General features: G+C 64.5%; 21 protein-coding genes, 1 tRNA gene and 1 pseudogene. 15 read left to right on the top strand and 8 right to left on the bottom strand.

Annotation, left to right across the window (positions count from 1 at the left end; genetic code table 11):
- The first annotated feature begins 42 nt into the window (after nt 1–42).
- Nucleotides 43–885 (top strand): 3'(2'),5'-bisphosphate nucleotidase CysQ, encoded by an 843-nt coding sequence (gene cysQ / locus FIU28_RS08245; protein WP_143572469.1) that lies wholly within the window; start codon nt 43–45, stop codon nt 883–885.
- Nucleotides 886–888: 3 nt separating this feature from the next.
- Here cysQ and FIU28_RS08240 read toward each other — a convergent pair whose 3' ends face one another.
- Nucleotides 889–1377, bottom strand: coding sequence for a YHS domain-containing (seleno)protein (locus FIU28_RS08240; protein WP_143572468.1), 489 nt, complete (start codon nt 1375–1377; stop codon nt 889–891).
- A 109-nt stretch (nt 1378–1486) separates the two neighbouring features.
- Between FIU28_RS08240 and FIU28_RS08235 the strand changes: the two genes are divergently transcribed.
- From FIU28_RS08235 to FIU28_RS08215, 5 genes are all read left to right on the top strand, one after another.
- Nucleotides 1487–2080 carry a DUF1134 domain-containing protein gene (locus FIU28_RS08235; protein WP_143572467.1) on the top strand — a complete coding sequence of 198 codons (594 nt, stop codon included), beginning with the start codon at nt 1487–1489 and terminating at the stop codon, nt 2078–2080.
- A 125-nt stretch (nt 2081–2205) separates the two neighbouring features.
- Complete coding sequence (locus FIU28_RS08230; protein WP_143572466.1) at nt 2206–3462, top strand: hypothetical protein; 1257 nt, start codon at nt 2206–2208, stop codon at nt 3460–3462.
- Nucleotides 3463–3605: 143 nt separating this feature from the next.
- Nucleotides 3606–3680: transfer RNA gene (locus FIU28_RS08225), tRNA-Val, on the top strand.
- A 185-nt stretch (nt 3681–3865) separates the two neighbouring features.
- Nucleotides 3866–5281, top strand: a complete 1416-nt coding sequence (gene pyk, locus FIU28_RS08220) for a pyruvate kinase (RefSeq protein WP_143572465.1) — start codon at nt 3866–3868, stop codon at nt 5279–5281.
- A gap of 354 nt (nt 5282–5635) precedes the next feature.
- Nucleotides 5636–6202 carry a MarR family winged helix-turn-helix transcriptional regulator gene (locus FIU28_RS08215; RefSeq protein WP_168202889.1) on the top strand — a complete coding sequence of 189 codons (567 nt, stop codon included), beginning with the start codon at nt 5636–5638 and terminating at the stop codon, nt 6200–6202.
- Between the two features lie 362 nt (nt 6203–6564).
- Here FIU28_RS08215 and FIU28_RS08210 read toward each other — a convergent pair.
- From FIU28_RS08210 to FIU28_RS08195, 4 genes and pseudogenes are all read right to left on the bottom strand, one after another.
- Nucleotides 6565–6933: pseudogene (locus tag FIU28_RS08210) on the bottom strand (ABC transporter ATP-binding protein); the annotation flags it as partial.
- A gap of 78 nt (nt 6934–7011) precedes the next feature.
- Nucleotides 7012–8079: an ABC transporter substrate-binding protein gene (locus FIU28_RS26905; RefSeq protein ID WP_246660916.1), complete on the bottom strand. Its 1068-nt coding sequence runs from the start codon at nt 8077–8079 to the stop codon at nt 7012–7014.
- Nucleotides 8080–8181: 102 nt separating this feature from the next.
- Nucleotides 8182–8313: a hypothetical protein gene (locus FIU28_RS27185; RefSeq protein ID WP_256365924.1), complete on the bottom strand. Its 132-nt coding sequence runs from the start codon at nt 8311–8313 to the stop codon at nt 8182–8184.
- A gap of 150 nt (nt 8314–8463) precedes the next feature.
- Nucleotides 8464–10002 carry an acetolactate synthase large subunit gene (locus tag FIU28_RS08195; RefSeq protein WP_143572463.1) on the bottom strand — a complete coding sequence of 513 codons (1539 nt, stop codon included), beginning with the start codon at nt 10000–10002 and terminating at the stop codon, nt 8464–8466.
- A 159-nt stretch (nt 10003–10161) separates the two neighbouring features.
- Between FIU28_RS08195 and FIU28_RS08190 the strand changes: the two genes are divergently transcribed.
- Entirely contained in the window at nt 10162–10767 is a 606-nt protein-coding gene (locus tag FIU28_RS08190; protein WP_143572462.1) for a L,D-transpeptidase, read from the top strand.
- Nucleotides 10768–10863: 96 nt separating this feature from the next.
- Complete coding sequence (locus FIU28_RS08185; RefSeq protein ID WP_143572461.1) at nt 10864–11664, top strand: DUF2927 domain-containing protein; 801 nt, start codon at nt 10864–10866, stop codon at nt 11662–11664.
- Nucleotides 11665–11794: 130 nt separating this feature from the next.
- Here the strand turns inward: FIU28_RS08185 and FIU28_RS08180 are convergent, their stop codons facing one another.
- Nucleotides 11795–12967 (bottom strand): isovaleryl-CoA dehydrogenase, encoded by a 1173-nt coding sequence (locus FIU28_RS08180; protein WP_143572460.1) that lies wholly within the window; start codon nt 12965–12967, stop codon nt 11795–11797.
- 209 nt (nt 12968–13176) lie between these two features.
- Here FIU28_RS08180 and FIU28_RS08175 point away from each other — a divergent pair, with 209 nt between their 5' ends.
- The 7 genes from FIU28_RS08175 to FIU28_RS08145 all read left to right on the top strand — a co-directional run bounded on the left by FIU28_RS08175 (nt 13177) and on the right by FIU28_RS08145 (nt 22220).
- Complete coding sequence (locus tag FIU28_RS08175; protein ID WP_168202888.1) at nt 13177–14442, top strand: cytochrome P450; 1266 nt, start codon at nt 13177–13179, stop codon at nt 14440–14442.
- A gap of 49 nt (nt 14443–14491) precedes the next feature.
- On the top strand, nt 14492–15664 hold the full coding sequence (locus FIU28_RS08170; RefSeq protein WP_143572458.1) for an acyl-CoA dehydrogenase family protein: 1173 nt from the start codon (nt 14492–14494) through the stop codon (nt 15662–15664).
- 214 nt (nt 15665–15878) lie between these two features.
- Complete coding sequence (locus tag FIU28_RS08165; RefSeq protein ID WP_143572457.1) at nt 15879–16973, top strand: CaiB/BaiF CoA transferase family protein; 1095 nt, start codon at nt 15879–15881, stop codon at nt 16971–16973.
- 9 nt (nt 16974–16982) lie between these two features.
- Nucleotides 16983–17834 carry an FAS1-like dehydratase domain-containing protein gene (locus FIU28_RS08160; RefSeq protein ID WP_143572456.1) on the top strand — a complete coding sequence of 284 codons (852 nt, stop codon included), beginning with the start codon at nt 16983–16985 and terminating at the stop codon, nt 17832–17834.
- The gene (locus FIU28_RS08155; protein ID WP_143572455.1) at nt 17828–18196 is read left to right on the top strand and encodes a DUF2147 domain-containing protein; all 369 of its coding nucleotides are present in this window, start codon (nt 17828–17830) and stop codon (nt 18194–18196) included. Before FIU28_RS08160 ends, FIU28_RS08155 begins: the two co-directional genes overlap by 7 nt.
- Before the next feature lie 37 nt (nt 18197–18233).
- Nucleotides 18234–19856, top strand: coding sequence for a benzoylformate decarboxylase (gene mdlC, locus FIU28_RS08150; RefSeq protein ID WP_143572454.1), 1623 nt, complete (start codon nt 18234–18236; stop codon nt 19854–19856).
- A 24-nt stretch (nt 19857–19880) separates the two neighbouring features.
- On the top strand, nt 19881–22220 hold the full coding sequence (locus FIU28_RS08145; protein WP_143572453.1) for a molybdopterin-dependent oxidoreductase: 2340 nt from the start codon (nt 19881–19883) through the stop codon (nt 22218–22220).
- Between the two features lie 182 nt (nt 22221–22402).
- Here the strand turns inward: FIU28_RS08145 and FIU28_RS08140 are convergent, their stop codons facing one another.
- Nucleotides 22403–23200, bottom strand: coding sequence for an SDR family oxidoreductase (locus FIU28_RS08140; RefSeq protein ID WP_143572452.1), 798 nt, complete (start codon nt 23198–23200; stop codon nt 22403–22405).
- A gap of 137 nt (nt 23201–23337) precedes the next feature.
- Nucleotides 23338–24042, bottom strand: a complete 705-nt coding sequence (gene trhA, locus FIU28_RS08135) for a PAQR family membrane homeostasis protein TrhA (RefSeq protein ID WP_143572451.1) — start codon at nt 24040–24042, stop codon at nt 23338–23340.
- Nucleotides 24043–24158 lie beyond the last annotated feature (116 nt).

Below are 24158 nucleotides of genomic sequence, written 5' to 3'. Positions count from 1 at the left end.
AAGGCCGAAACACGGTCGGACGGCTATTCAGAGCGCGAGGAAATGAACCACAGATTGGAGAACGATCCGGCACTGGATCTCGATGACACCGCAGCTTTGCTGGCGCCGCTCACCGGGCTGGTGGCCAGGGCCGGGGCCGCGATCCGCGCGGTCAACCGCGAGGCGATGTCGATCGATGGCAAAGCCGATGGTTCGCCGGTAACCGAAGCCGACCTCGCCGCCGACCGCGTCATCGCCGAGGGGCTGGCGCGGCTGTTTCCGGATATTCCGACGCTGTCGGAAGAGCGCCTGCAGCTCGCCTGCCCGCCCTATCCCGGTCGCCTGTTCCTGATCGACCCGCTCGACGGCACCAAGGAATTCGTCGCCGGGCGCCGCGAGTTTACCGTCAATATCGCATTGGTGGAGGGCGGCGTGCCGGTGTTGGGCGTCGTCGGCGCGCCGGATCTCGGGCTGATCTGGCGCGGGCTGGTCGGCCGCGGCGCCGAGCGGCTCGAAATGTCGCCGGACTTCCGTATCCGCTCGGTGACGCCGATCCGCACCCGCGCCATGCCCCGGGGCGGCGCGCCGTGGATCGCGGCGGTCAGCCGCTCGCATGGTGACGCCCGCACCGAGGCGCTGATCGACGCCCGGCCGGGCGCCGTCCGCGTCCCGCTGGGCTCGGCGCTCAAACTGTGCCGGGTCGCCGAGGGCGCCGCCGACCTTTATCCACGGCTGGCGCCGACCTGCGAATGGGACATCGCCGCCGGCCAGGCGGTGGTGGTCGCCGCGGGCGGCATCGTCACCGACAGCCAGGGCGGGGCGGTGATCTATGGCGGCCATCGGGCGGATTTCATCGTGCCGGAATTCATCGCCTGGGGCGACCCCACCGCCGTGCCGCGTGGCTGAGCGTCAGCGCGACAGTTCGACCTGCAGCGTTGTCCAGCGCTTGCGGGCCTCCGCCAGCGCGGTCGCCGGTGCCGCGGCGAAGGCGTCGCGGCTTTCCGCGTGCCCAAACAAATAGAGCCGCTGGTTCAGCACCAGAAAGAGCTGCGGATTGCCAGGATAGGCGACGCCACGGGCGACATCGACAGGGTCGTAGCCGCCGAATTGCGGACTGTAGATCTCCGGATTCGCGGCGAACGACGCCCGGTTGCCCTCGTTGCGAAAGCGCCAGACCACGCCCGCCTCCGACAGTTCAAAGGCGGCATCGCCGGGTAACGGGCGGGCATCGGTAAAATACGCAACTGGATCGAAACCGGCGATCGCCAGGCCCGTAAATCGATCGGTGACGACGCGTTCGGTGGTGCCGGCATGGCCGGGGACCGGCACTGCGGCGAGCAGCAAGATCAAGGCGAATCCGCGGCAATGCCCTATCAATTGTCGCCGTTGTGCCGTCATAGTTGATACCGATAGTATGGGAGTCGGGGACATTGAACGCAGCTTTAGGGCGTGCTGGTCAGCATCCGGTTAAGGCCGCGGTCAACTTTTAATACCTAGGGGTTTCTTCATGACGTTCGTTTCTCGCCTGGCTGTGCTGATGCTGGCCGCGATGACGGTTGGCCTGTCGCCGGCTCAGGCCCAGCAGCCGCGTCCGCCACGGCAGGCGGCCGCCCAGCCCTCGAGCTATGGACCGGACGAGTTGACCACAGCGGGACACCGCTTCTTCGGCAATGTCTCGCGCGGCCTGGCGTCGGTGATCGAGCGCGCGGTCAGCCAATGGGGCCTGCCGAACGGATATATTCTCGGCGAAGAAGGCTCCGGCGCGATCGTCGCCGGGCTGCGCTACGGCGAAGGCACCCTCTATACCAAGAATGCCGGCGACCTCCGGGTCTACTGGCAGGGTCCCTCGGTCGGCTTCGACTGGGGTGGCGACGGCGCCCGCACCATGACGCTGGTCTACAACCTGCCGGCCACCAACGCGATCTACCAGCGTTTCGGCGGCATCGACGGCTCCGCCTACATCATCGGCGGCTTCGGCATGACCGCGCTCACCGCCGACAACATCGTGCTGGTGCCGATTCGCTCCGGCCTCGGACTGCGGCTGGGCGCCAATATCGGCTATCTCAAGTTCACGCCGAGCGCGACCTGGAATCCGTTCTGATCGCGGCGGCCGGACGCGCGCCGCGCCGCCCCGCCGCATTCAGGTTAACGAAGCGTTGAACTGGCCTTCTCCGCCGCCCGCATGGCATGCTAACCCCTGCGTTTTCGCGGGTGGGAGTTTGAGTCATGGTTGAGCCGATCATGTATCTGGCGATCGGTTTTCTGGTGGCGATTCTGGTCGCCCTGACGATCGCACCATTGGTGCATCACCGCGCCGTGCGCCTCACCAAGCGCCGGCTCGAAGCCGCCACGCCGCTGTCGATGGCGGAAATCCAGGCCGACAAGGACCAGTTGCGCGCCGAATTCGCGATGTCGGCGCGCAAGCTGGAAATCAATGTCGATCAGCTCAGGAACAAGACCACCGCCCATCTCGCCGAAATCGGCAAGAAGACCGACGCCGTCAACCGGCTCAAGCTCGAACTGGGCGAGAAGGCCGCGACGATCTTCGACCTCGAGGCGCGCGAAGCCGCCTTGAAGGAAAAGCTGGCCGCGACCGAAGCCGACCTCGCCGGCCGGATCACGGATCTCGCAGCCGCCGCGCAGGCCATGACCGACAAACAGGCCGAACTCGCCCGCACCGCGCATGAACTTTCCGAGCGCTCGATGCTGGCCGACAGCCGCCAGGTCGAGCTGGTAAGCGCGCGGGCCCAGATCGAGGTTCTGAAAAACCAGGTCTCCGATACCGGGCGCGACCTCGCCGCCACCAGGCAACAGCTTGAACTGCAGCGTGGCGAGACCACCACCGTCACCGCGCTGCTCGGCGAGGCGCGCGGCCGCGTCGAAAATCTCAGCCAGCGCGTCGCCGATCTCGATCGTTCATTGATGGCGCAGGTCCAGGAGGCCGAGCGGCTTGGCACCCGCATCACCGAGCTGGAGAGCGCCGAGACGGACCACGACCGGCGCATGGCCGAGCGGGAATTCGAGAACAGCCAGCTCCGCCACGCCGCCGAGGTATCGGAGCGAATCGCAAGGGATTTGCGCGTCGAGGTAGCCGCCCGCCAGGATGGCACGTCGGCCAGCCTGATCCAGACGCTGCAGGCCGAAAAGGTCGCCGTCGAGCGCGAACTGCAGACGGTTCGCGAAGAACGCGCCCGGCAGCAGAACGAACTCAAGATGGTCGGGCAGCAGGCCGAAAGCGCCTGGGCCACCGAACGGGTCGAAAACGCCCTGCTCCGGGAGCGCATCAACGACATCGCCGCCAAGGTCGCCCGGCTGGCGATGACGCTGGAAGGTCCCAATTCGGAGATTGAAGCGATTCTCGCGGCGGCGCCTGCCGCGGACATCGGCAAGGCCGCCAATGGCGCCAAAATTCCCGCCCATGCCACGCTGGCCGACCGCATCCAGGCGCTGCAGAGCCAAGCTACCCACGTCCAGCAGGGCTGAGAAGGCGGATCGGCCGGCGTCTTGCGAACAATGTTCGCTATCGCCGCCCGCGCGGCTTGACACCCCCGCCCCCTATTCCCTAAATCGCGCCACTGGCGTCACGCACCGCCGGGCTACCCGCCCGGCTCTTATTGCGCGACTTCGGGCGATTAGCTCAGCGGGAGAGCACACCCTTCACACGGGTGGGGTCGCAGGTTCGATCCCTGCATCGCCCACCACCTCCTTTAACTTTGATCCGGTACATCGGTACGCGCATCTCGATCGCCATGCAGACGTGGGCAGCGGCATCCGCCTGCACGCCTATCTTGTCATACCCGACCGCTATAGATTCCCGACGTCACGGCCTGCTTCGCGCGGGCACGAATCCAGAGCTTGCAGAGGCGGCCTTGCGGCCGAATGAAACATGCGTCGCAATCGTCGGGCCAAGATCGTCGCTACCGTGGGTCCCGCCAGCGGGTCGCCGGAAATGCTGGAGAAACTGTTTCTGACCGGCGTCGATACGTTCCGGCTAAATTTCAGCCACGGCACCCACGAGGATCACGCAAGGGTGCATGCTGCGATCCGCGCGCTGGAAACCAGGGTCGGCCGACCGATCGGCATCCTGCAGGATCTGCAGGGACCCAAGATCCGCGTCGGCACCATCAAGGACGGCAAAATCACGGTGATCGCCGGAGAACGGGTGCGCTTCGTGCTTCAGGGCGTCGATGGCGACAGCCTGTCGATCCCGCTGCCGCATCCCGAGATATTCGATGCGGTGACGCCGGGCGACGACCTGCTGATCGATGACGGCCGGATTCGCGTCCGCGTCACCGGCCTCGGCGGTGATTTCATCGACGCCCGGATCATCACCGGCGGCGTGATCTCGAACCGCAAGGGCGTCAACGTGCCGAGCGCCGTACTCAACCTGTCGCCGCTGACCGTGAAGGACCGCGCCGATCTCGCCTTCGGGCTGGAACTCGGTGTCGACTGGGTGGCGTTGTCCTTTGTGCAGAAGCCCGGCGACGTGATCGAGGCGCTGTCGCTGATCAACGGCCGCGCCGGCGTGATGTCGAAGATCGAGAAGCCTGCGGCGCTGGAGCACATCGACGACATCATCCGGCTGTCTGGCGCCATCATGGTGGCGCGCGGCGACCTTGGCGTGGAGATCCCGCACGAGGACGTGCCGGGCCGGCAGAAGGAACTGATCCGGGCCTGCCGCATGGCCGGCAAGCCGGTGATCGTGGCCACGCAGATGCTGGACTCGATGATCGCGGCTCCGACGCCGACCCGCGCAGAGGCCTCCGACGTGGCCACTGCGATCTATGACGGCGCCGACGCGGTGATGCTGTCGGCGGAATCCGCCTCCGGGCAATATCCGGTCGAGGCGGTCGACATGATGAGCCACATCATCGAGAGCACCGAGCGGCACAAGATGTACCGCGCGATCATCGACGCCTCGCATCCCGGCGAGGAGGAGACCGCGCCGCACGCCGTCGCCGCCGCAGCCGCCGACCTCGCCGCGGCCCTGCATGCATCGGCGATCGTGGCCTTCACCTCGAGCGGCACCACCGCCGCGCGCATCGCCCGCAAGCGGCCGAAAGTGCCGCTGCTCGCGATTACGCCGCACGAAGGCGTGGCGCGGCAGCTCTCATTGCTTTGGGGTGCTCACAGCGTGCTGTCGGAAGACATCAGCACCTATGAAGAAATGGTCGAAAAGGCCGCCCAGATTGCGGCGAGCGAGGAATTTGCCAAACCGGCGGATTCGATCGTGGTCGTCGCCGGCATTCCGTTCAAGGAAACCGGCACAACTAACAATCTGCGGGTCGTCCATATCGATTGAAGCGACGCGGCGCTCTTTCGCCGCCTGCTCAGCAGAGCGAACGCCACTCGCTCCCTCACGGATCGTCCCCCGCGAACGCGAGGCCCGATCGGTTCCGTCGTATCAATTCAAACCTTGCCCGCTCCGCCGGGCCGCAACGCGGCGACAGCGGCTATGGTTCCGAACGGACGCGTTTAAGTTCCCTCGCGGGGCATCATCGACGACCCGTCGATGGAACTACCTTTACCGGAAAGTTACTCTGGTAACGACCAGTCGGCATTTCACGCATGCCTCTCACGCAGCGTACGGCTCGGCACGCAACTTGTTTGTTATCAGTGCGCCGGATATACGAATAGCGGGTGCGCGGGGAACACGATGGCGATGAAGACGAAGCAACGCAGGGCAAAGATCGAACCAACGATCACCCGAGCGCAGTTGATGGTGGGCGGCTCAGACAGGGCTTTTCGGCAGTTCCTTCACGATACGCTGGCGTTTACGGCAAGGCTTCAGGCGGTTCGCGGCCAACTCGGCGCGGTGATCGGGCTATCGGGAACTCAATACACCGTATTGATCGCCATCGCCCATCTCAGTTCCGACGATGAGAAGGTCGGCGTCAATCAGGTGGCGGAACATCTGCATTTCAGCGGCGCTTTCATCACGATCGAAATCAACAAGCTGGTCGCCAGCGGCCTTGTCGAGAAGCAAACCGATACGGAGGACCGTCGCCGGGTCGTACTCACAATTACGCCGAAAGCCCGCGACCGGCTCAACGAACTCGCCCCCCTACAGCGTTCGGTAAACGACATAATGTTCCGCAGCCTGTCAGCGTCGGACTTCGACAAGTACCGCAAGTTGATGTCCGGAATGGTCGGGGCCGCGGATGAAGCGATCAGGATGCTGGACTACAATGGCGCCGTCCCACCGAAAGGTTCCGGGAGATAGACGCGACGGCCGTCGTAGGAACCGCTGTCATCTGCTCTCCGATAACAATCCGGCGCGGCGGGTTTCTGGCGAGGCCCCTGTGCGACACCCCGACTGTTCGATAACGCCTCAATCATTTTGCTATTTCAATTAGCGGTTTCGGTAGCGGCCGCTGTCAAATTGCGCAGGGCCGGCCATCGCTTGGAAGCTCCCGTCATTCGCGACCAGGCTTTCTACCATCGCAGGGTAACAAAAAAGCCGCCCGGGCGTGACACCGGACGGCTTTCTGATGCAACTGCCGGCCCGTATCGCCGGTTCCGCTGCATTCCCCGACAGGGTGCGACGGCTTGGTTACCAAGCGGTTAACGGCGGATCCCGCCGTTTTACACGCTTGCCGGTTCCGGCAATTTGGCGCCGGGGCCGGCAAACATGCCGCGGCCCGGAATCGCATCGAGCAGCGCGCGCGTATAGGGATCGGTCGGATTCTCGAAAATCGCCTGGGTCTCGCCCTGCTCGACGATCTGGCCGCGGCGCATCAGGACGATGCGGTCGGCGATCTCGGCAGCGACGCGCAGATCGTGGGTGATGAAGATCATTGCCAGATTCATCTCCGCGCGCAATTCGGCGAACAGCGCCAGGATCTGCGACTGCACGGAGACGTCGAGCGCCGATACCGCTTCATCGGCCACCAACACCAACGGCTTCAGCGCGATCGCGCGCGCGATGCAGATGCGCTGGCGCTGGCCGCCGGAGATGAGAAAGATCAGGCCGATCACGCCGGCCGGGCGACGCAGGAAAATCTTGAGGCTGTCCATGGCGGGGGTCTCCGTTCAGGACGCGTTGGTGGTGACGCGCGGATCGACCATGCGGTAGATCACGTCAGTCACGAAGTTGAGCACGACGACGATCACCGACATCACCAGGAAGATGCCGAGCATCACTGGATAGTCCCGCTGCAGCACCGAGTCGTAGATCAGCCGGCCGAGGCCTGGCCAGGCGAACACGGTCTCCACCACCACGGCGCCGCCGACCAGAGCGCCGGCCTGCATGCCGGCGACGGTGACCACCGGGAGGATGGCATTGCGCAGCACATGGCGCAGGATGATGCGGCCCTGCTTGAGGCCCTTGGCGCGTGCGGTCTTGATGAAATCCTGATGCATCACCTCGATCACCGAGGAACGCATCAAGCGCGCGTAGATCGCCAGATACACGGCGGCGAGCGACAGGCCCGGAAGCAGAAGATGCTTGCCGATGTCGAGCGCGCGTTCCATCGCGGTCTGCTGCACGCCGATGGTGACGTAACCGAACGCCGGCAGCCAGTTCAGTTGCACCGAGAACAGCAGCACCATCAGGCGAGCCCCGTCGAACAGTTCGACGTCGGTCCACTGCGTCAGCTGCACGGTGCCCTGCTCCAGCGCGACCGAGCGCGACGCGGCGTCCGGAATCACGCGGTAGAAAATCTCGTCGATATGCGGCTCGCCGGCACGGTAGTAGCCCTCGTGCTTGAAGAGATGGACGCGCGAGCCCTTGACCCATTCCTTGAGCTTGAACGGGCCGCAGCCGATCGCCTGCGCGTTGGCTGGATTTTTGCGGAAGTCGGTGTTCCCATAGATATGCTTGGGCACAATCGGCGCGGTGGTGCAGTCGAACGGATTGGGGAACGGTGCGAACGGCGCCTTCAGCGTGAACACCACCGTGAGCGGATCGGGCGCTTCGGCCTTGTCGATGCGGAGTAACGTGCCACGGGCGCGGGTATCGGTGAGCACCTTAATCACCGTGAACACGACATCTTCCGAGGTCAGCGGCTTGCCGTCATGGAAGGTGATCTTCGGGAACAGCTTGAACGTATAGACGAGGACGTCCGGCGACACCGTCCAGGATTCGGCAAGGCCTGGCATCGGTTTCAGATCGGGGCCGCAGCGCAACAGGCTCTCATAGATCTTGCCGCCCAGCGTCAGCGTCGGCTGCTGCTGGTTCAGCGCGGTGACGAGGATCGGCGGTTAGGGCTGGATGATAGTGTTGAGCGTGCCGCCTTTGGTATGACCGACGGCGCGCGTCAGGCCGAGCGGGATGCCCGCGCCGATCGCCGTGCCTGTCAACGCCATCGACCTGGTAAATTCACGCCTGTTCATGCCGGTCCCTCAATTGCTGCGATGTGTATCGATGCGTCATCCCGCGCTCGATCGCTCAACAATTGCTGGCAAGAACGGGACCAGGATTCCATGCCGCGATGGTACCGAAAAGCCATCGCGGCGGCATTATTCACGGGGCTGTGCGTCCGGTCAGGTCACCACTTCGATCAGCTTCGGGCCCTGCTCGGCCATCGCATCGGCCAGCGCCTTGTTGAAATCATCAGCGGTTGTGACGGAGCGCGCCGGCACGCCCATGCCCTTGGCGAGTGCGACCCAATCCAGCGCCGGACGATCGAGGTTGAGCATGTCGAGCGCGCGCTGGCCGGGATGGCCGGCGCCAACGCCGTCGAATTCGCCGAGCAGGATTTGGTATTTGCGGTTGGCGAACACGATGGTGGTGACGTCGAGATTTTCGCGGGCCTGGGTCCACAGCGACTGCAGCGTGTACATCGCCGAGCCGTCACCCACCATGCAGATCACCTTGCGGTCCGGACACGCCACCGCAGCGCCGGTCGACACCGGCGTCGAGAAGCCGATCGAGCCGCCCATGTTCTGCAGCCAGTCATGCGGCTTCGCTGCCGCCGTCGGCGGGAAGAAGCCACGGCCGGTGGTGAGCGACTCGTCCACCATGATGGCGTTTTCCGGAATCGCCATCGCGATCGCTTGCGCGATCGAGGCGTGGTTGAGCGCGCCAGTCGGCTTCGCCAGTTCGATCAGCTTCTGCGGTTGCACATCGGCCGGCCTGGCGCCGAGCGCGCCGGCCAACGCCTCAAGTGCTGCGACCGAATTCTCACCGTTCTCTGTGACGCGATACACGTCGCAGCCTTCCGGCTTCAGCATGCTCGGCTTGTTCGGATAGGCGAAGAAGGCGACCGGATCGTTGGCCTCGACCAGCACGATGTGTTTGAACGCTTTCAGGATCGGCAGCGCCAGCTCGATCACATAGGGAATGCGGTCGATGGCGAAGCGGCCGGCGCCGCGCGCCATCTTCGGATTGTAGGTCTGGCCCATCACCTTGCAGCCGGTCTTGCCAGCGATCTGCGCCGCCAGCGCCAGGCCGTGCTCGGTCAGCGCGCTACCGGTCAACAGCAGCAGCGTCGGCTCGCCGGACTTCAACACTTTGGCGGCAGCGTCCACCGCCTGCGTCGAGTAGCCGGCGCTCTGCGCCGGCGCATGCACCTCGGCGATGCCGTCGGCGTCGCCCCAGGCGGTGTCGGCGGGCAGGATCAGGGTCGCGACCTGGCCGAGCTTCGCGGCGGCGACCGCGGCAGCGCCGTCTCCGGCGACCGACTTCGAATCCGGCGAGGTGTGAACCCATTGCGACATCGGCTTCGCGAGGCCTTCGATGTCCGATGTCAGCGGCGCATTGTATTCAATGTGGTAGACGGCGTGTTGACCGACGATGTTGACGATGCCGGAATTGGCCTTCTTGGCATTGTGCAGGTTGGCCAGGCCGTTGGCGAGGCCGGGGCCGAGATGCAGCAGCGTCGAGGCCGGCGTGCCCTTCATGCGGTAATACCCATCGGCGGCACCGGTGACCACGCCTTCGAACAGGCCAAGCACGCAGCGCATGCCCTCGACGCGGTCGAGCGCGGCGACGAAATGCATCTCCGACGTGCCGGGATTGGCAAAACAGACATCGACCTTGCCTGCCACCAGCGTCCGTACCAGGCTTTCCGCACCATTCATCTTCGACTCCCTTGATCATTTTATGTCGGGTGCAGATCAACCATTGTTCGGGGGGGGCCGTCAAAGGGCGCCACCGCATTGCCGGCTCACGTGGCTGTGGCTTGCGAAACTCGCGGGATTGTGGCCTCTCTGGGGCTTAATCCACTGGTGAGGAATCCGATGAAGCGCGTTTTTGCCCTCCTTGTTGCCACTGCCGCCCTGGTCACCGCCGCACTGCCCGCCCAGGCGAGGATGCGCAGCGAGCCGAAGCCAGACTTCCAGGTCGACGACTCGCCGTCGCTGCTCAACTTCTTTTCCAATTTTACATATTCCGGCGGCACCAGCCCGATCCCGCGCCAGGTCGTCGGCTTCCAGAGCAATTACGCTCCCGGCACCGTCGTCGTGAACACCGCCGAGCGCCGGCTCTATCTGGTGCAGGGCAACGGCCAGGCGCTGCGCTACGGCATCGGCGTCGGCCGCGACGGCTTCCGCTGGGGCGGCGTCCACAAGATCACCGCGAAGAAGGAATGGCCAAGCTGGACCCCGCCGTCGCAGATGCTGGCGCGCCGTCCCGACCTGCCGCGCCACATGGTCGGCGGTCCCGACAACCCGCTCGGTGCGCGGGCAATGTATCTCGGCTCCACGCTGTACCGCATCCACGGCTCAAACGAGCCGGAAACGATCGGCCAGGCGGTGTCGTCCGGCTGCTTCCGCATGACCAATGACGACGTCACCGATCTCTATAATCGCGTCTCGGTCGGCGCGACGGTGATCGTCAAGAACTGACCGGCGACCTCTATCCGCCCGGGAAGACGATCACATCTTCCACCCGGGCGGGTATCGAGGCTTGCGCGGCGCGGTGCCATACGACAGTTTGCAGTCATGCGCGCCTCCTTCATCTCCCCGCTTTTTGCCATCGCCGCGGCCGCTTTCGCCGTCACGATGAGCGACGCCCCGGCCTCGCACGCGGCCGAGCCTGCGGCGGTCGCCTCGCGCCAGCGCGCCGAGAAGAAGATCTTCACCGACGCTGAGATCGTCGATGGTTTTCTCAAGACCGCATTCGGCGCCGAATACCACCTCGCCGGCCGTGTCGACCGTATCCGCAAATACGAGCTGCCGGTCCGCGTCTTCGCCGACGGCCGCGCCGACCGCAAGGCGCAGATCACCAGGATCGTCACCGACATCGCGCTGCGCGTGAAGCACCTCGACATTGCGATGTCGGACACCTCCGACGGCGCCAATGTCAATGTCAAGCTGGTGCGCGACCGCGACCTCCACCGCACCATTTCGAACTTCTACGGCAGCGACCGCGCCGAAGAAATCCGCAACTCGCTCGATCCGCAATGCCTGTCCGGCTTCCGCAAGAACGAGGCGTTCGAGATCGAACATTCCGACGTCATCCTGACGGTCGACAATGGCGACTTCATCTTTCTCGATTGCGCCTATGAAGAACTGCTGCAGTCGCTGGGGCCGATCAACGACACAGACACCGTGCCGTGGACGATGTTCAACGACAACGTCCAGATGGGCTATTTCGACGTGTTCGACCAGTATCTCCTCAACATCCTCTACGACCCCCGCATCAAGGCGGGGATGACGGTGCAGGACGTCGACAAGGTGATGCCGCAGGTGCTGGCGGATGTGCGGGCGTGGGTGACGAAGGTGAACGGGCTGGCGAATTGAATTGTCATTCCGGGGCGGGAGCAGCGTCAGCTGCGACCGAACCCGGAATCCCGAGATGGTGATTCACATATCGGGATTCCGGGTTCGCAGTCGGCTGGCGCCGCCCGCGCCCCGGAATGACAGGTAAAGTCTACGCCCCCTTCTCGAACAACTCTCTTCCAATCAGCATCCGACGAATTTCGCTGGTCCCCGCGCCGATCTCGTACAGCTTGGCGTCGCGCAGCAGTCGCCCGGTCGGATAGTCGTTGATATAGCCGTTACCGCCGAGCAGTTGGATCGCATCCAGCGCGCATTGCGTCGCCTTTTCCGACGCGAACAGGATGGCGCCGGCGGCGTCCTCGCGCGTGGTCTCGCCGCGGTCGCAGGCCTTCGCCACCGCATAGACGTAGGCGCGCGCCGCATTCATCAGCACGTACATGTCGGCGACCTTGCCCTGCACCAGCTGGAACGTGCCGATAGGCTGGCCGAACTGCTTGCGCTCGTGGACATAGGGCATCACGATATCGAGGCAGGCCTGCATGATGCCGAGCGGCCCCGCCGCCAGCACCGAACGCTCATAATCCAGTCCCGACATCAGCACGTTGACACCGCGGCCGACGGTGCCGAGCACGTTCTCCTCCGGCACCTCGCAATCGGCGAAAACAAGTTCGCCGGTATCGGAGCCGCGCATGCCGAGCTTGTCGAGTTTCTGCGCGGTGGAAAATCCCTTCATGCCCTTCTCGATGATGAAGGCGGTGATGCCGCGCGCGCCGGCGGCGGGGTCGGTCTTGGCATAGACCACCAGCGTCTCCGCGATCGGGCCATTGGTGATCCACATCTTGCTGCCGTTCAGCACGTAGCGGTCGCCCTTCTTGTCGGCGCGCGTCGCCATCGACACCACGTCGGAGCCCGCCCCCGGCTCCGACATCGCCAGCGCCCCCACATGCTCTCCGGAGATCAGCTTCGGCAGATATTTGCGCTTCTGCGCCTCGGAGCCGTTGCGGCGCAGCTGGTTGACGCAAAGGTTGGAATGCGCGCCGTAGCTCAGGCCTACCGAGGCCGAGGCCCGCGAGATTTCCTCGACCGCCAGCACGTGTTCGAGATAGCCCAGCCCCGAACCGCCATATTCCTCCTCGACGGTGATGCCGTGCAGCCCGAGTGCGCCGAGCTTCGGCCACAGGTCGCGCGGAAAGGTGTTGGTCTTGTCGATCTCCTCGGCGCGCGGCGCGATCTCGTTTTGCGAGAAATCGCGCACGGTTTCGCGGATCGCGTCCGCCGTCTCGCCAAGATCGAAATTGAACATGCGCTGGGCGTTCGGGATCATCAGGCGTGCCTCCGGTCAGTTGCGTGGCGCGTCGGGCGCGCGCGTTTGCCTATTGAAGACAGGAAATACCGTGCCAGATCAATCCCTTCCTTGGGCGCAAAAACCGGCTGGCGGCCTTGCGCGCCGGCCCGCAACGGGGTGTAATTCGGCCCAACAAGGCAGCCGGGTCCACCACGGCGCGCATCGGGACGAACACAGGGATTGGCCACATGCACGGCACCATCGAGAGCGAAAAAGCTGCACGCCAGCGCCTTGCGCGCGAGCAGGCCTATGCAACGCCGCTGAAGGATTTTCACCCCGGCGCGCCCAAGCTTTTCCGCGACGACACGCTATGGCCGTGGTTCGAACGGCTGCGCAAAGAGGAGCCTGTGCATTATTGCACCAACGCACCGATCGAACCGTATTGGTCGGTTACCAAGTATAACGACATCATGCATGTCGATACCAACGCCGGCATCTTTTCGTCCGACGTCAAGCATGGCGGCATCGCGATCCGCGACGTGCCGGAAGGCTACAACTGGCCGAGCTTCATTGCGATGGACGAGCCGCAGCACAGCGCGCAGCGCAAGACCGTGTCGCCAATGTTCACGCCCCAGCATCTCGACGAACTCGCAGTGCTGATCCGCGGCCGGGTCTGCAAGGTGCTGGACGGCCTGCCGCGCAATGAGACGTTCGATTTCGTCGAGCGCGTCTCGGTCGAACTGACCACGCAGATGCTGGCGACCCTGTTCGACTTCCCGTGGGAGGAGCGCCGCAAGCTGACGCGCTGGTCAGACGTCTCCACCGCGCTGCCGAAGAGCGGTATCGTGTCTTCCGAGGAGGAGCGCCGCCGCGAGATGGACGAGTGCGCCGCCTATTTCAACCGGCTGTGGAACGAGCGCGTTAATTCCGAGCCGCGGAATGACCTGATTTCGATGATGGCGCACTCTGACGCCACCCGATTCATGGACGCCGATACGCTGACCGGCAACATCATCCTCCTGATCGTCGGCGGCAACGACACCACGCGCAACACCATGACCGGCTCGGTGCTGGCGCTGAACGAAAACCCCGAGCAGTTTCGCAAATTGCGCGACAATCCGACACTGATCGACAGCATGGTGCCGGAAGTGATCCGCTGGCAGACGCCGCTGGCGCATATGCGGCGCACCGCGCTGGTCGACACCGAAATCGGCGGCAAGACCATCCGCAAGGGCGACCGGGTGGTGATGTGGTACGTATCCGGCAATCGTGACGACGAAATGATCGAAAATCCCGACCAATTCATCATCGATCGCGCGCGACCGCGCACGCATCTGTCGTTCGGCTTCGGCATCCACCGCTGCGTCGGCATGCGGCTGGCCGAATTGCAGCTCAAGATCGTATGGGAGGAAATGCTGGCGAGGTTTGCCAATATCGAGGTTGTCGGTGAACCCACGCGGGTATATTCGAGCTTCGTCAAAGGTTACGAGTCCCTGCCCGTCAGGGTCTCGTAACCCGGCTCGTCTGTCTGATTCTTCCCAATAAGAGAATGTAAATTCCTCGATGAAAAATGAAGCCGCGGAACAAGACGAATTTCATGACATCCGCGACGCCGTCGCCAAACTCTGCGCCCAGTTTCCCGGCGAATACTGGCGCAAGCTCGACCGCGAGATGGCGTACCCCTCGGCCTTCGTCAATGCGTTGACCGAAGCCGGTTATCTCTCGGTGCTGATCCCGGAAGAATATGGCGGCTCCGGCCTCAAGCTGTCTGCCGCGGCCGCGATCCTGGAAGAGATCCAGCGCGCCGGCTGCAATGGCGGCGGCTGCCACGCCCAGATGTATACGATGGGCACGGTGCTGCGGCATGGCTCGGATGCCCAGAAGGCGCAGTGGCTGCCCAAGGTCGCGACCGGCGAAGTTCGCCTGCAGGCCTTCGGCGTCACCGAGCCGACGTCAGGCACCGACACCACCTCGCTGAAGACTTTTGCGAAGAAGGATGCCGACGGCAATTACATCGTCAACGGCCAGAAGATCTGGACCAGCCGCGCCGAACATTCCGACCTGATGCTGCTGCTGGCACGCACCACGCCGAAGGACCAGTCGGCGAAGCGCACCGATGGTCTCTCGGTGTTCCTGGTCGACATGAAGGAAGCGAAGGGCAACGGCCTGGAGATCCGCCCGATCCGCACCATGATGAACCACGCGACCACCGAGGTGTTCTTCACCGACCTCAAGGTGCCCGCGGCCAATCTCATCGGCGAGGAAGGCAAGGGCTTCCGCTACATTCTGTCCGGCATGAATGCCGAGCGCATCCTTATCGCCGCCGAATGCATCGGCGACGCCAAATGGTTCATCGCCAAGGCGACGGCCTATGCCAAGGAACGCGTGGTGTTCGGCCGCCCGATCGGCCAGAACCAAGGCATTCAGTTCCCGATTGCCAAGAGCTACGCGTCGATGCGCGCCGCCGAACTGATGGTCAAGGAAGCGGTACGCAAGTACGAAGCGGGCCTGGACTGCGGCGCCGAGGCCAACATGGCCAAGATGCTGGCAGCGGACGCGTCCTGGGAAGCGGCCAACGCCTGCGTGCAGACCTTCGGCGGCTTCGGCTTTGCGGAGGAATATGACGTCGAGCGCAAATTCCGCGAGACGCGATTGTATCAGGTGGCGCCGATCTCGACCAATCTGATCCTGTCGTATGTGGCCGAGCACGTGCTCGGCATGCCGCGTTCTTACTGACGCGACTACGGTCTGCTCGGTAACTTGCCACGCGCGCGGTTCACCTCTCCCCTGCGGGGAGAGGTCGGATTGCGCAGCAATCCGGGTGAGGGGGCTGGGTGTCATCGATAGGCCTGTGCCCCCTCACCCGCCCGGCTTCGCCGGTCGACTTCTCCCCGGTGGGGAGAGGTGACAGCGCGTCATTGCTCGTTTGTGAATGAATTCGGAGACTACCATGCTGCCGCTTGAAGGCCTGACCGTCATCGCCGTCGAACAGGCGGTGGCCGCACCATTCTGCAGTTCGCGGCTGGCGGACGCCGGCGCGCATGTCATCAAGATCGAGCGGCCGGAAGGCGATTTCGCGCGCGGCTATGATCATGCCGCTAAGGGCCAGAGCAGCTATTTCGTCTGGCTCAACCGCGGCAAGGATTCCGTGGCGATCGACCTCTCCACGCCGGAAGGCCGCCGTTCGCTCGAAGAACTGATCGCCACCGCCGACGTGTTTCTACAGAATTTGAAGCCCGGCTCGATGGACAAGCTCGGCTTCACGCTCGAGCGTTTGCGAAAAGACTATCCGCGACTGATCTGCTGCACCATTACCGGCTATGGCGACACCGGTCCTTACGCGCATCGCAAGGCCTATGATCTCCTGATCCAGGCCGAGAGTGGCCTTGCCTCGATCACCGGAGGTCCGGACGGCCCGTCACGCGTCGGCGTCTCGATCGTCGACGTCGCTACCGGCGCCGCCGCGCATGCTTCCATTCTCGAGGCGCTGATCGGCCGCTCGGTGTCCGGCCAGGGCGCCGACATCCGCATCTCGATGTTCGACGTGATGGCCGACTGGCTCACGGTGCCGCTGCTCAATGCCGAAGCCGGCAACCCGCCGAAGCGGATGGGGCTCGCACATCCCTCGATCGCGCCCTATGGCGTGTTTCGCTCGCAGGACGGTAAGGACATTCTGATCTCGATCCAGAGCGAGCGCGAATGGAAGACGCTGTGCGCAAAAGTGCTAGGCGATGCCTCACTGGCCAGCGATTCGCGGCTGGTCAACGGCGTCGAGCGCGTGCGCAACCGCGCCTTCACCGATCAGACTGTCTCGGACATTTTCGCATCGCTGAGCCGCGACGCGCTGCTGCAGCGTTTGACCGAAGCCGACATCGCCTTTGCCGAAGTCAACGAGATGGCCGACCTCGCGAACCATCCGCATCTGCGCCGCATCACCGTGGCGACGCCGAATGGCGACGTCGCCTACCCCGCGCCGGCCGCGATCTTCGTCGACGCGCCTCGCACCTACGGCGCGGTGCCCGGCATCGGCGAAATACAGAAATAGGAAGCGGACATGACCGACGCCCTCGATCTAGATCACCTTCGCACCTGGATCGGCCGCACCGACGAGGCCAGCGATGTCGTCACGGCCCAACTCGTCAAGGGCCTGCGCGCGACGCTGTTTCTCGACATCGGCACGCCCGCCCCCGGCGATGCCGCGCCCTACACCACGCATTGGTGCCTGGCGCAGCCGGTGGCGCCCGCTGACAAGTTAGGCGAAGACGGCCACCCCGCCCGCGGCGGCTTCCTGCCGCCGGTGCCGCTGCCGCGGCGGATGTGGGCCGGCGGCCAGCTGGAATTTCTGGACACGCTGCTCGTCGGCGACGCCGTGACGCGGACGTCGAAAATCCTCGACGTCACGCTGAAGACCGGCTCGACCGGCGCGCTGTGCTTCGTCTCCGTCGAGCACCTCATCACCACGCCGCGCGGCCTCGCGATCCGCGAGCGCCAGGACATCGTCTACCGCGACGCGCCGACCAGCATGGCGCCACCTGCCCCGGCGCCAAAGGAAGTGCCGGCCGCGCAGCACAGCGAGACGCATTACGCCGATCCCGTGCTGCTGTTCCGCTATTCCGCGCTGACCTTCAACGGCCACCGGATCCATTACGACCGCGACTACGTCACCAAGGTCGAATTTTACCCCGGCCTGGTGTTCCATGGCCCGATGCAGGCGGCGCTGCTGGTCGAACTGGCGGCGAAGCTGCACGGCGGCAAGGCGCCCGCCAAATTCAGCTACCGCGGCGTGCAGCCGCTGTTCGACGGCGCGGAATTCTCGGTGAATGCCAACAAGACCGATATCGGCTATGAGCTCTGGACCGCCAACGACAAGGGGGCGCCGACAATGAAGGCGACAGCGACATGGTGATTGCGCGCATACTCATCATCGCGCTGGCGCTGAGCGCCTCGTCGGCGCAGGCCGCCGACGAATTGATGGGCGCCTGGCAACGCGGCGATGGCATCGCCCGCGTCAAAGTCGCGCCATGCGGCAAGGTCATCTGCATGACCAATATCTATATCCGTCCCGACGTCACCGACGAGAAGGTCGGCGAACGTATCGAGTTCGACGTGAAGTCGTCCGGCGCGGACCTGGCCGGCACAGTGCTCGATCCCAAGACCGGCAAGAGCTATTCGGCCACCATCGTGGTCGATGGCGACCGCATGTCGACCCGGGGCTGTATCCTCGGTGGCGTGATCTGCAAGAGCACCGAGTGGACCCGTCTTCGCTGACGTCGCGTATCAAACTTCCGCCAGAGAAGGATCGCCCGTGACTGCCAAGAAAACGACGACAACACGCACCAATACCGTCAAGAGCGTCACACTCGACCTGCTCCGAGCATTCGGCATCACAAAAGTGTTCGGCAATCCCGGCTCGACCGAACTGCCGTTCCTATCGGACTGGCCGGACGACATCGACTACGTGCTCGGCCTGCAGGAAGCCTCGGTGATCGGCATGGCCGACGGCTACGCGCAGGCGACGCGCAATGCGTCCTTCGTCAATCTGCATTCCGCCGCCGGCGTCGGCCACGGGCTCGGCAACATCTATACCGCGCATCGCAACCAGACGCCGATGGTGATCACCGCCGGCCAGCAGGCGCGCAGCATCCTGCCGCTGCAGGCGTTTCTCTATGCCGAGCGCGCCTCGGAATTTCCTCGGCCCTACGTCAAGTTCAGCGTCGAGCCGGCGCGGGCCGAAGACGTGCCGGCCGCGATCGCGCGGGCCTATTATGTCGCGATGCAGCCACCCTGCGGGCCGACCTTCGTGTCGGTGCCGATCGACGACTGGACCCATCCGGCGCAATCGATCGCAGCTCGGCAGATTAGCCGCGAATTGGGCCCCGATCCCGTCGCCATGCAGGAGCTGGTCGCAGCACTCGGCAAGGCGAAGAAGCCGGCGCTGATCGTCGGCCCCGCGGTCGATCGCGCGCAGGCGGTCGCGTTGATGGTGGAAGTCGCGGAGAAAACGAAAGCCGCGGTGTGGGTCAGCCCGTTCTCGATGCGCTGCAGCTTTCCGGAACGGCATCCGCAATTCGCCGGCTTCCTGCACGCCTCGCCGGCGCAACTGTCCGACGCGTTGCGCGAGCACGATCTGGTCGTGGTGATCGGCGCGCCGGTCTTCACCTTCCATGTCGAAGGTCACGCGCCAATCTTCGACGGCGACACCACGATCTTCCAGATCACCGACGACGCCACCTCCGCCGCCGTGATGCCGGTCGGCTCCAGCATCATCGCCACCATGAAGCCGGCGCTGACGATGCTGCTCGACCTGTTGCCGGCTACCAAGCGCGTCGCCGCGCCGGGTCGTATCCTGCCGCCGCCGCCTGCCGCGGCCGATCCGATCCCGGCCGACTTTCTGCTGCATACGCTGGCGCAGGCGATGCCGAGCGATGCGCTGTTGGTCGAGGAAGCGCCGTCGCATCGCCCGGCGATGCAGAAATTCATGCCGATGCGCGGCGCCAATTCGTTTTACACGATGGCGTCCGGCGGCCTCGGCCATTCGCTGCCGGCCTCGGTCGGCATGGCACTGGCGCACCCCGACCGCCGCACGGTCTGCCTGATCGGCGACGGCTCGGCGATGTATTCGATCCAGGCGCTGTGGACAGCCGCCCAACGCAAATTGCCGTTGACCATCGTGGTCATCAACAATGCAGGCTACGGTGCGATGCGCTCGTTCAGCCAGGTGATGCAGGTGCGCAATGTTCCCGGGCTCGATCTGCCGGGCATCGACTTCATCAAGATTGCGCAGGGCTTGGGCTGCGATGCCGTCCGCGTGAGCAAGGCGGCCGATCTGGCGCCGGCGCTGACGCGAAGCCTGCAGCATGTGGGCGTCAGCCTTGTCGAAGTCATCGTCGATTCCGCCGTGCCCATGTTATATGGCAAAAAGCATTGAGGCACTGACTCATGGGATTTTTCGATGACGGAACAGGTCAAGGACACGCCGGCGAAGCCGCATAATTCGCATTGGGGAGTGTTTTCCGGCCAGTGGATCGGCGGCAAGCTCGTCATCAAGCCGCACCCGAACGATCCCGATCCGAATCCGATCCTGCAAAATTTTCCCGAGGCGCTCAGCCACAAGGCCCGCATAGCCAAGCCGATGGTCCGCCGCGGCTGGCTGGAGAACGGTCCGGGCAAGGACGCCCGCCGCGGCCGCGACGAATTCGTCGAGATGGAATGGGACGAGGTTCAGGACCTGCTCGCCGCCGAGCTGAAGCGCGTTCAGGACAAGCACGGCGCCAAGGCGGTGTTCGGCGGATCCTATGGCTGGTCGAGCGCCGGGCGCTTCCATCACGCGCAGAGCCAGCTGCACCGTTTCCTTAACGCCGCGCTGGGCGGCTATGTGCGCTCGATCAATTCCTATTCGGCCGGCGCCTCGATGGTGATCCTGCCGCACATTCTCGGCAATTACGACGACGTGTCGCGCCGGAACGTCGCCTGGGCCGACATCGTCGACTACACCGACGTCATCCTCGCCTTCGGCGGCATGAACACCAAGAATTCGCGCGTCGCCGCCGGCGGCATCAGCCGCCACACCGAGCACGGCGACATGATCGCGGCCTCCAGGCGCGGCTGCGAACTGGTGCTGATCGGCCCGTTGAAGACCGACCTGCCCGACGAGGTGAACAACGAGTGGGTGCAGATCAGGCCCGGCACCGACACCGCGATGATGCTGGCGCTGGCGCATACCATCGTGATGGACGACGCGCATGACCGCGCGTTTCTCGCCAGCCACTGCCACGGCTGGGAGACATTCGAAGACTATCTGATGGGCCGCAGCGACAGCCAGCCGAAGAACGCCGACTGGGCCTCCGACATCACCGGGCTTTCTGCGGAGACGATGCGCGCGATCGCGCGCCGCCTGCCTGGCAAGCGCGTGCTGGTGACCGTCGCGCATTCGCTGCAGCGCGCCGAGCACGGCGAACAGCCGGTGTGGATGGCTTCGGTGCTGGCCGCGTTGCTTGGCCAGCATGGCCTGCCCGGTGGCGGCTTCTCCTATGCGCTGGGCTCGATCGCCAATTACGGCCGCCGCCACAATGCGGTGCCGATCGCCGCGCTGAACCAGCTCAAAAACAACGTCAGCGACTACATTCCGGTGGCGCGCATCTCCGACATGCTGCTCAATCCCGGCCAGCCGTTCGATTACAATGGCGAGCGGCTGACCTATCCCGACATCAAACTTGTGTACTGGGCCGGCGGCAATCCGTTTCACCACCACCAGGACCTCGCGCGGCTGCGCCGGGCCTTTGCCGAGGTTGACACGCTGGTGGTGCACGAGATCGGCTGGACCGCGACCGCGAAACACGCCGATATCGTGCTGCCCTGCACGATGACGCTGGAGCGCGAGGATATCGGCGGCGCGCCGACCGATCCACTGCTGGTGGCAATGCACCGCCTTGCCGTGCCCTTTGGCGAGGCACGCGACGACTACACGATCTTTTCAGGCCTGGCCGAGCGGATGGGCTGCGCCGAAGCGTTTACGGAAGGCCGCAGCACCGAGCAGTGGCTGCGCTTTCTCTACCAGTCGACGCAGGATGGGCTAGCGGGCCTTGGCCTCGAGGCGCCGGATTTCGACACGTTCTGGGAACGCGGCGAGATGATGCTGCCGCAACTGCCGCATGACGGCGGCACCGTGCGCGCCTTCCGTGACGATCCCGCGGGCAAGCCATTGCCGACCCACAGCGGCAAGATAGAAATTGCGTCTGACCGCATCGCCGGCTTCGGCTATGCCGACTGTCCCGGCCATCCCGCCTGGCTGCCGCCGGTCGATGTCGTGACGCCCGCGACGCCGCTGCAACTGGTCGCCAACCAGCCCGCGAGCCGGCTGCACAGCCAGTTCGATTTCGGCGGCCACAGCCTGGCCGAAAAGCGCCGCGGCCGCGAAGTCGCGCGCATGCATCCGTTGGACGCCGCCGCGCGCGGATTGGCGGACGGCGATATCGCCAGACTGTTCAACAGCCGCGGCGCCTGCCTCGCCGCGATCGCCGTCACCGAGGATGTCATGCAGGGCGTGATCCAGCTGCCGACCGGCGCCTGGTACGATCCGCAGGATGCCCATGAGGACAATCCGCTCTGCGTGCACGGCAATCCCAACGTGCTGACGCGAGATGTCGGCACGTCCTCGCTGGCACAGGGCTGCTGCGGACAGTTGACGACGGTGGAGGTGGAGAAATTCACCGGCAACCTGCCGCCGATCCAGGCATTCGATCCGCCGGTGGCGGTCAAGCGCACGCCGCCAAGGCTGGAAGCGGCGGAGTAGCGAGCGCGCGCCTTCTTTCTTCCTTCTCCCCTAGTGGGAGAAGGTGGCGCTGACGAAGTCAGCGTCGGATGAGGGGGCTGCAGAGCGCAACACTACCCCTCACCCGTCTCGACCGCTCCGCGGTCGATCCACCCTCTCCCACAAGGGGAGAGGGAAGAAAGTCAGCGGCTCCGCAACTAAACTCACTTCCCGCCGAATTCTTCCCGCATTTTCGCCTGGATCTTGGCCATGCCGCCGATCCAGCGGTCGTAATTCTCGGTCTTCTTGCGCATGTAATCGAGCACCTGGCGGTGCGGCAGGATCAGGAAGGTCTCGGCCTCGATGCCGGCCAGGGCGTCGGCCGCAACCTGCTGCGGCGTGAGATCGCCGTCGCCGGATTGCGGGCCCTTCGGGATCGACTTCAGCATGTTAGTGTCCACGCCCTGCGGACACAGGATCGAGACCTTGATGCCGTGCGCGCGGTGCGAGATCGCGAGGTTCTCGGCAAAGCCGACCGCGGCGTGCTTGGTGGTCGAATAGGCCGGGCTGCCGACCTGCGACAGCAGGCCCGCGGCGGAAATCGTGTTGAGGAAATAACCGCCGCCGCGCGCTTGCATCAATGGAACAAGGTGCCGCGCGGCATAGACATGGGCCATCACATGGATCGCCCAGCTCTTTTGCCACGGCTCGTCGGACGTGCCGCCGGCATTGACCGTCAGCGGATCGAAGCCGCCGCCGATCCCGGCATTCGAGCAGAACAGCGCGATCGGGCCGAACTGCCGTTCGGTTTCCGTGATGACATGAAGAATATCCGCCTCACGGCCGACGTCGCAGGTGAAGGCCACGCCATCGACGGAAGCAGCCACCGCGCGGGCCCGCTCGCCGTCGAGATCGACCACCACCACTTTCGCGGCACCGGCCTCGTGAAACGCCTCGCACAAGGCCTGGCCGATGCCATTGCCGCCTCCGGTGACGACGACGACGTTACCAGCGACCTGCATGCGTAACTCCCTGATTTGATACTTTTGTTCATAGCGTGGGCAAGCTTCTTGATGCGGAGCGTAACGAAGCGTGCCCAGCATTGCCAGCTTTGCGGTCGGCACGGCGCCATCGCGCCTTTGCCTGGCCTGCGGCCAGGTCAGGCAGAATTGCTCATCACCACATCGAGCACCGCAGTGTAGTGGCAGGCCGCGCCCATCAGCACGAAAGCGTGCCAGATCGCGTTCTGGAAACGCAGCCGCTGCCAGGCATGGAAGATCACCCCGAGCGTATAGAGCATTCCGCCGATGCCGATCAGCCAGACCGCCAGGGGCGGCAATGGCGTGAACACCGAATCATAGGCCACCACCCCGCTCCATCCCATCGCGAGAAAGAGGCCGACCGCGACGCGGTCGAACCGTCCGGGATATTTCAGCTTGATGAAAATGCCGGCGATCGCCACCGACCAGACGCCGGCCAGCAACGCTGCGGCGAGCCTGGTGTCCTGCATCTGCGCAAAGAACGGCGTATAGGTGGCGGCGATCAGCAGATAGATCGCCGAGTGATCGAACCGGCGCAATTGCCATTTGCGGGGGCTCACCGGCCAAATATTGTAGGCCGCGGAAAAACACAGCATGGCGAGCAGGCCGGCTGCATAGACCGACGCGGTGACGACCTCAAAGGTCGATGCGAACATGGCGGCAACCACGATCAGCGCTGTCGCCGCGATCAGGCCGAAGGAGACGCCGATGCCATGAACGATGCCATCGGCGATCAGTTCAGCCCGGTCGTAATTCCAGCGGATCGCACCGGCGACGATGTGGGCGGTGTCCGTGGTGAGCTGCTTGAGTGTGAAAATAGCCATGAAAGTTCTGTCCGGCGCAGTGGTGGCGTGCCCCAAGCCCAGTGACTTCGCTGTCAGGTCAGCGATAAATCATGGGCCGGCGCGGGTCAACGATACGCCGGCGACAAGGTTGCGAT

Source organism: Tardiphaga sp. vice154 (assembly GCF_007018645.1).
In the GTDB taxonomy this organism is placed as follows: domain Bacteria; phylum Pseudomonadota; class Alphaproteobacteria; order Rhizobiales; family Xanthobacteraceae; genus Tardiphaga.
Note: the sequence above shows the minus strand (reverse complement) of the source record. Positions and strands in the feature narration are given on the sequence as shown.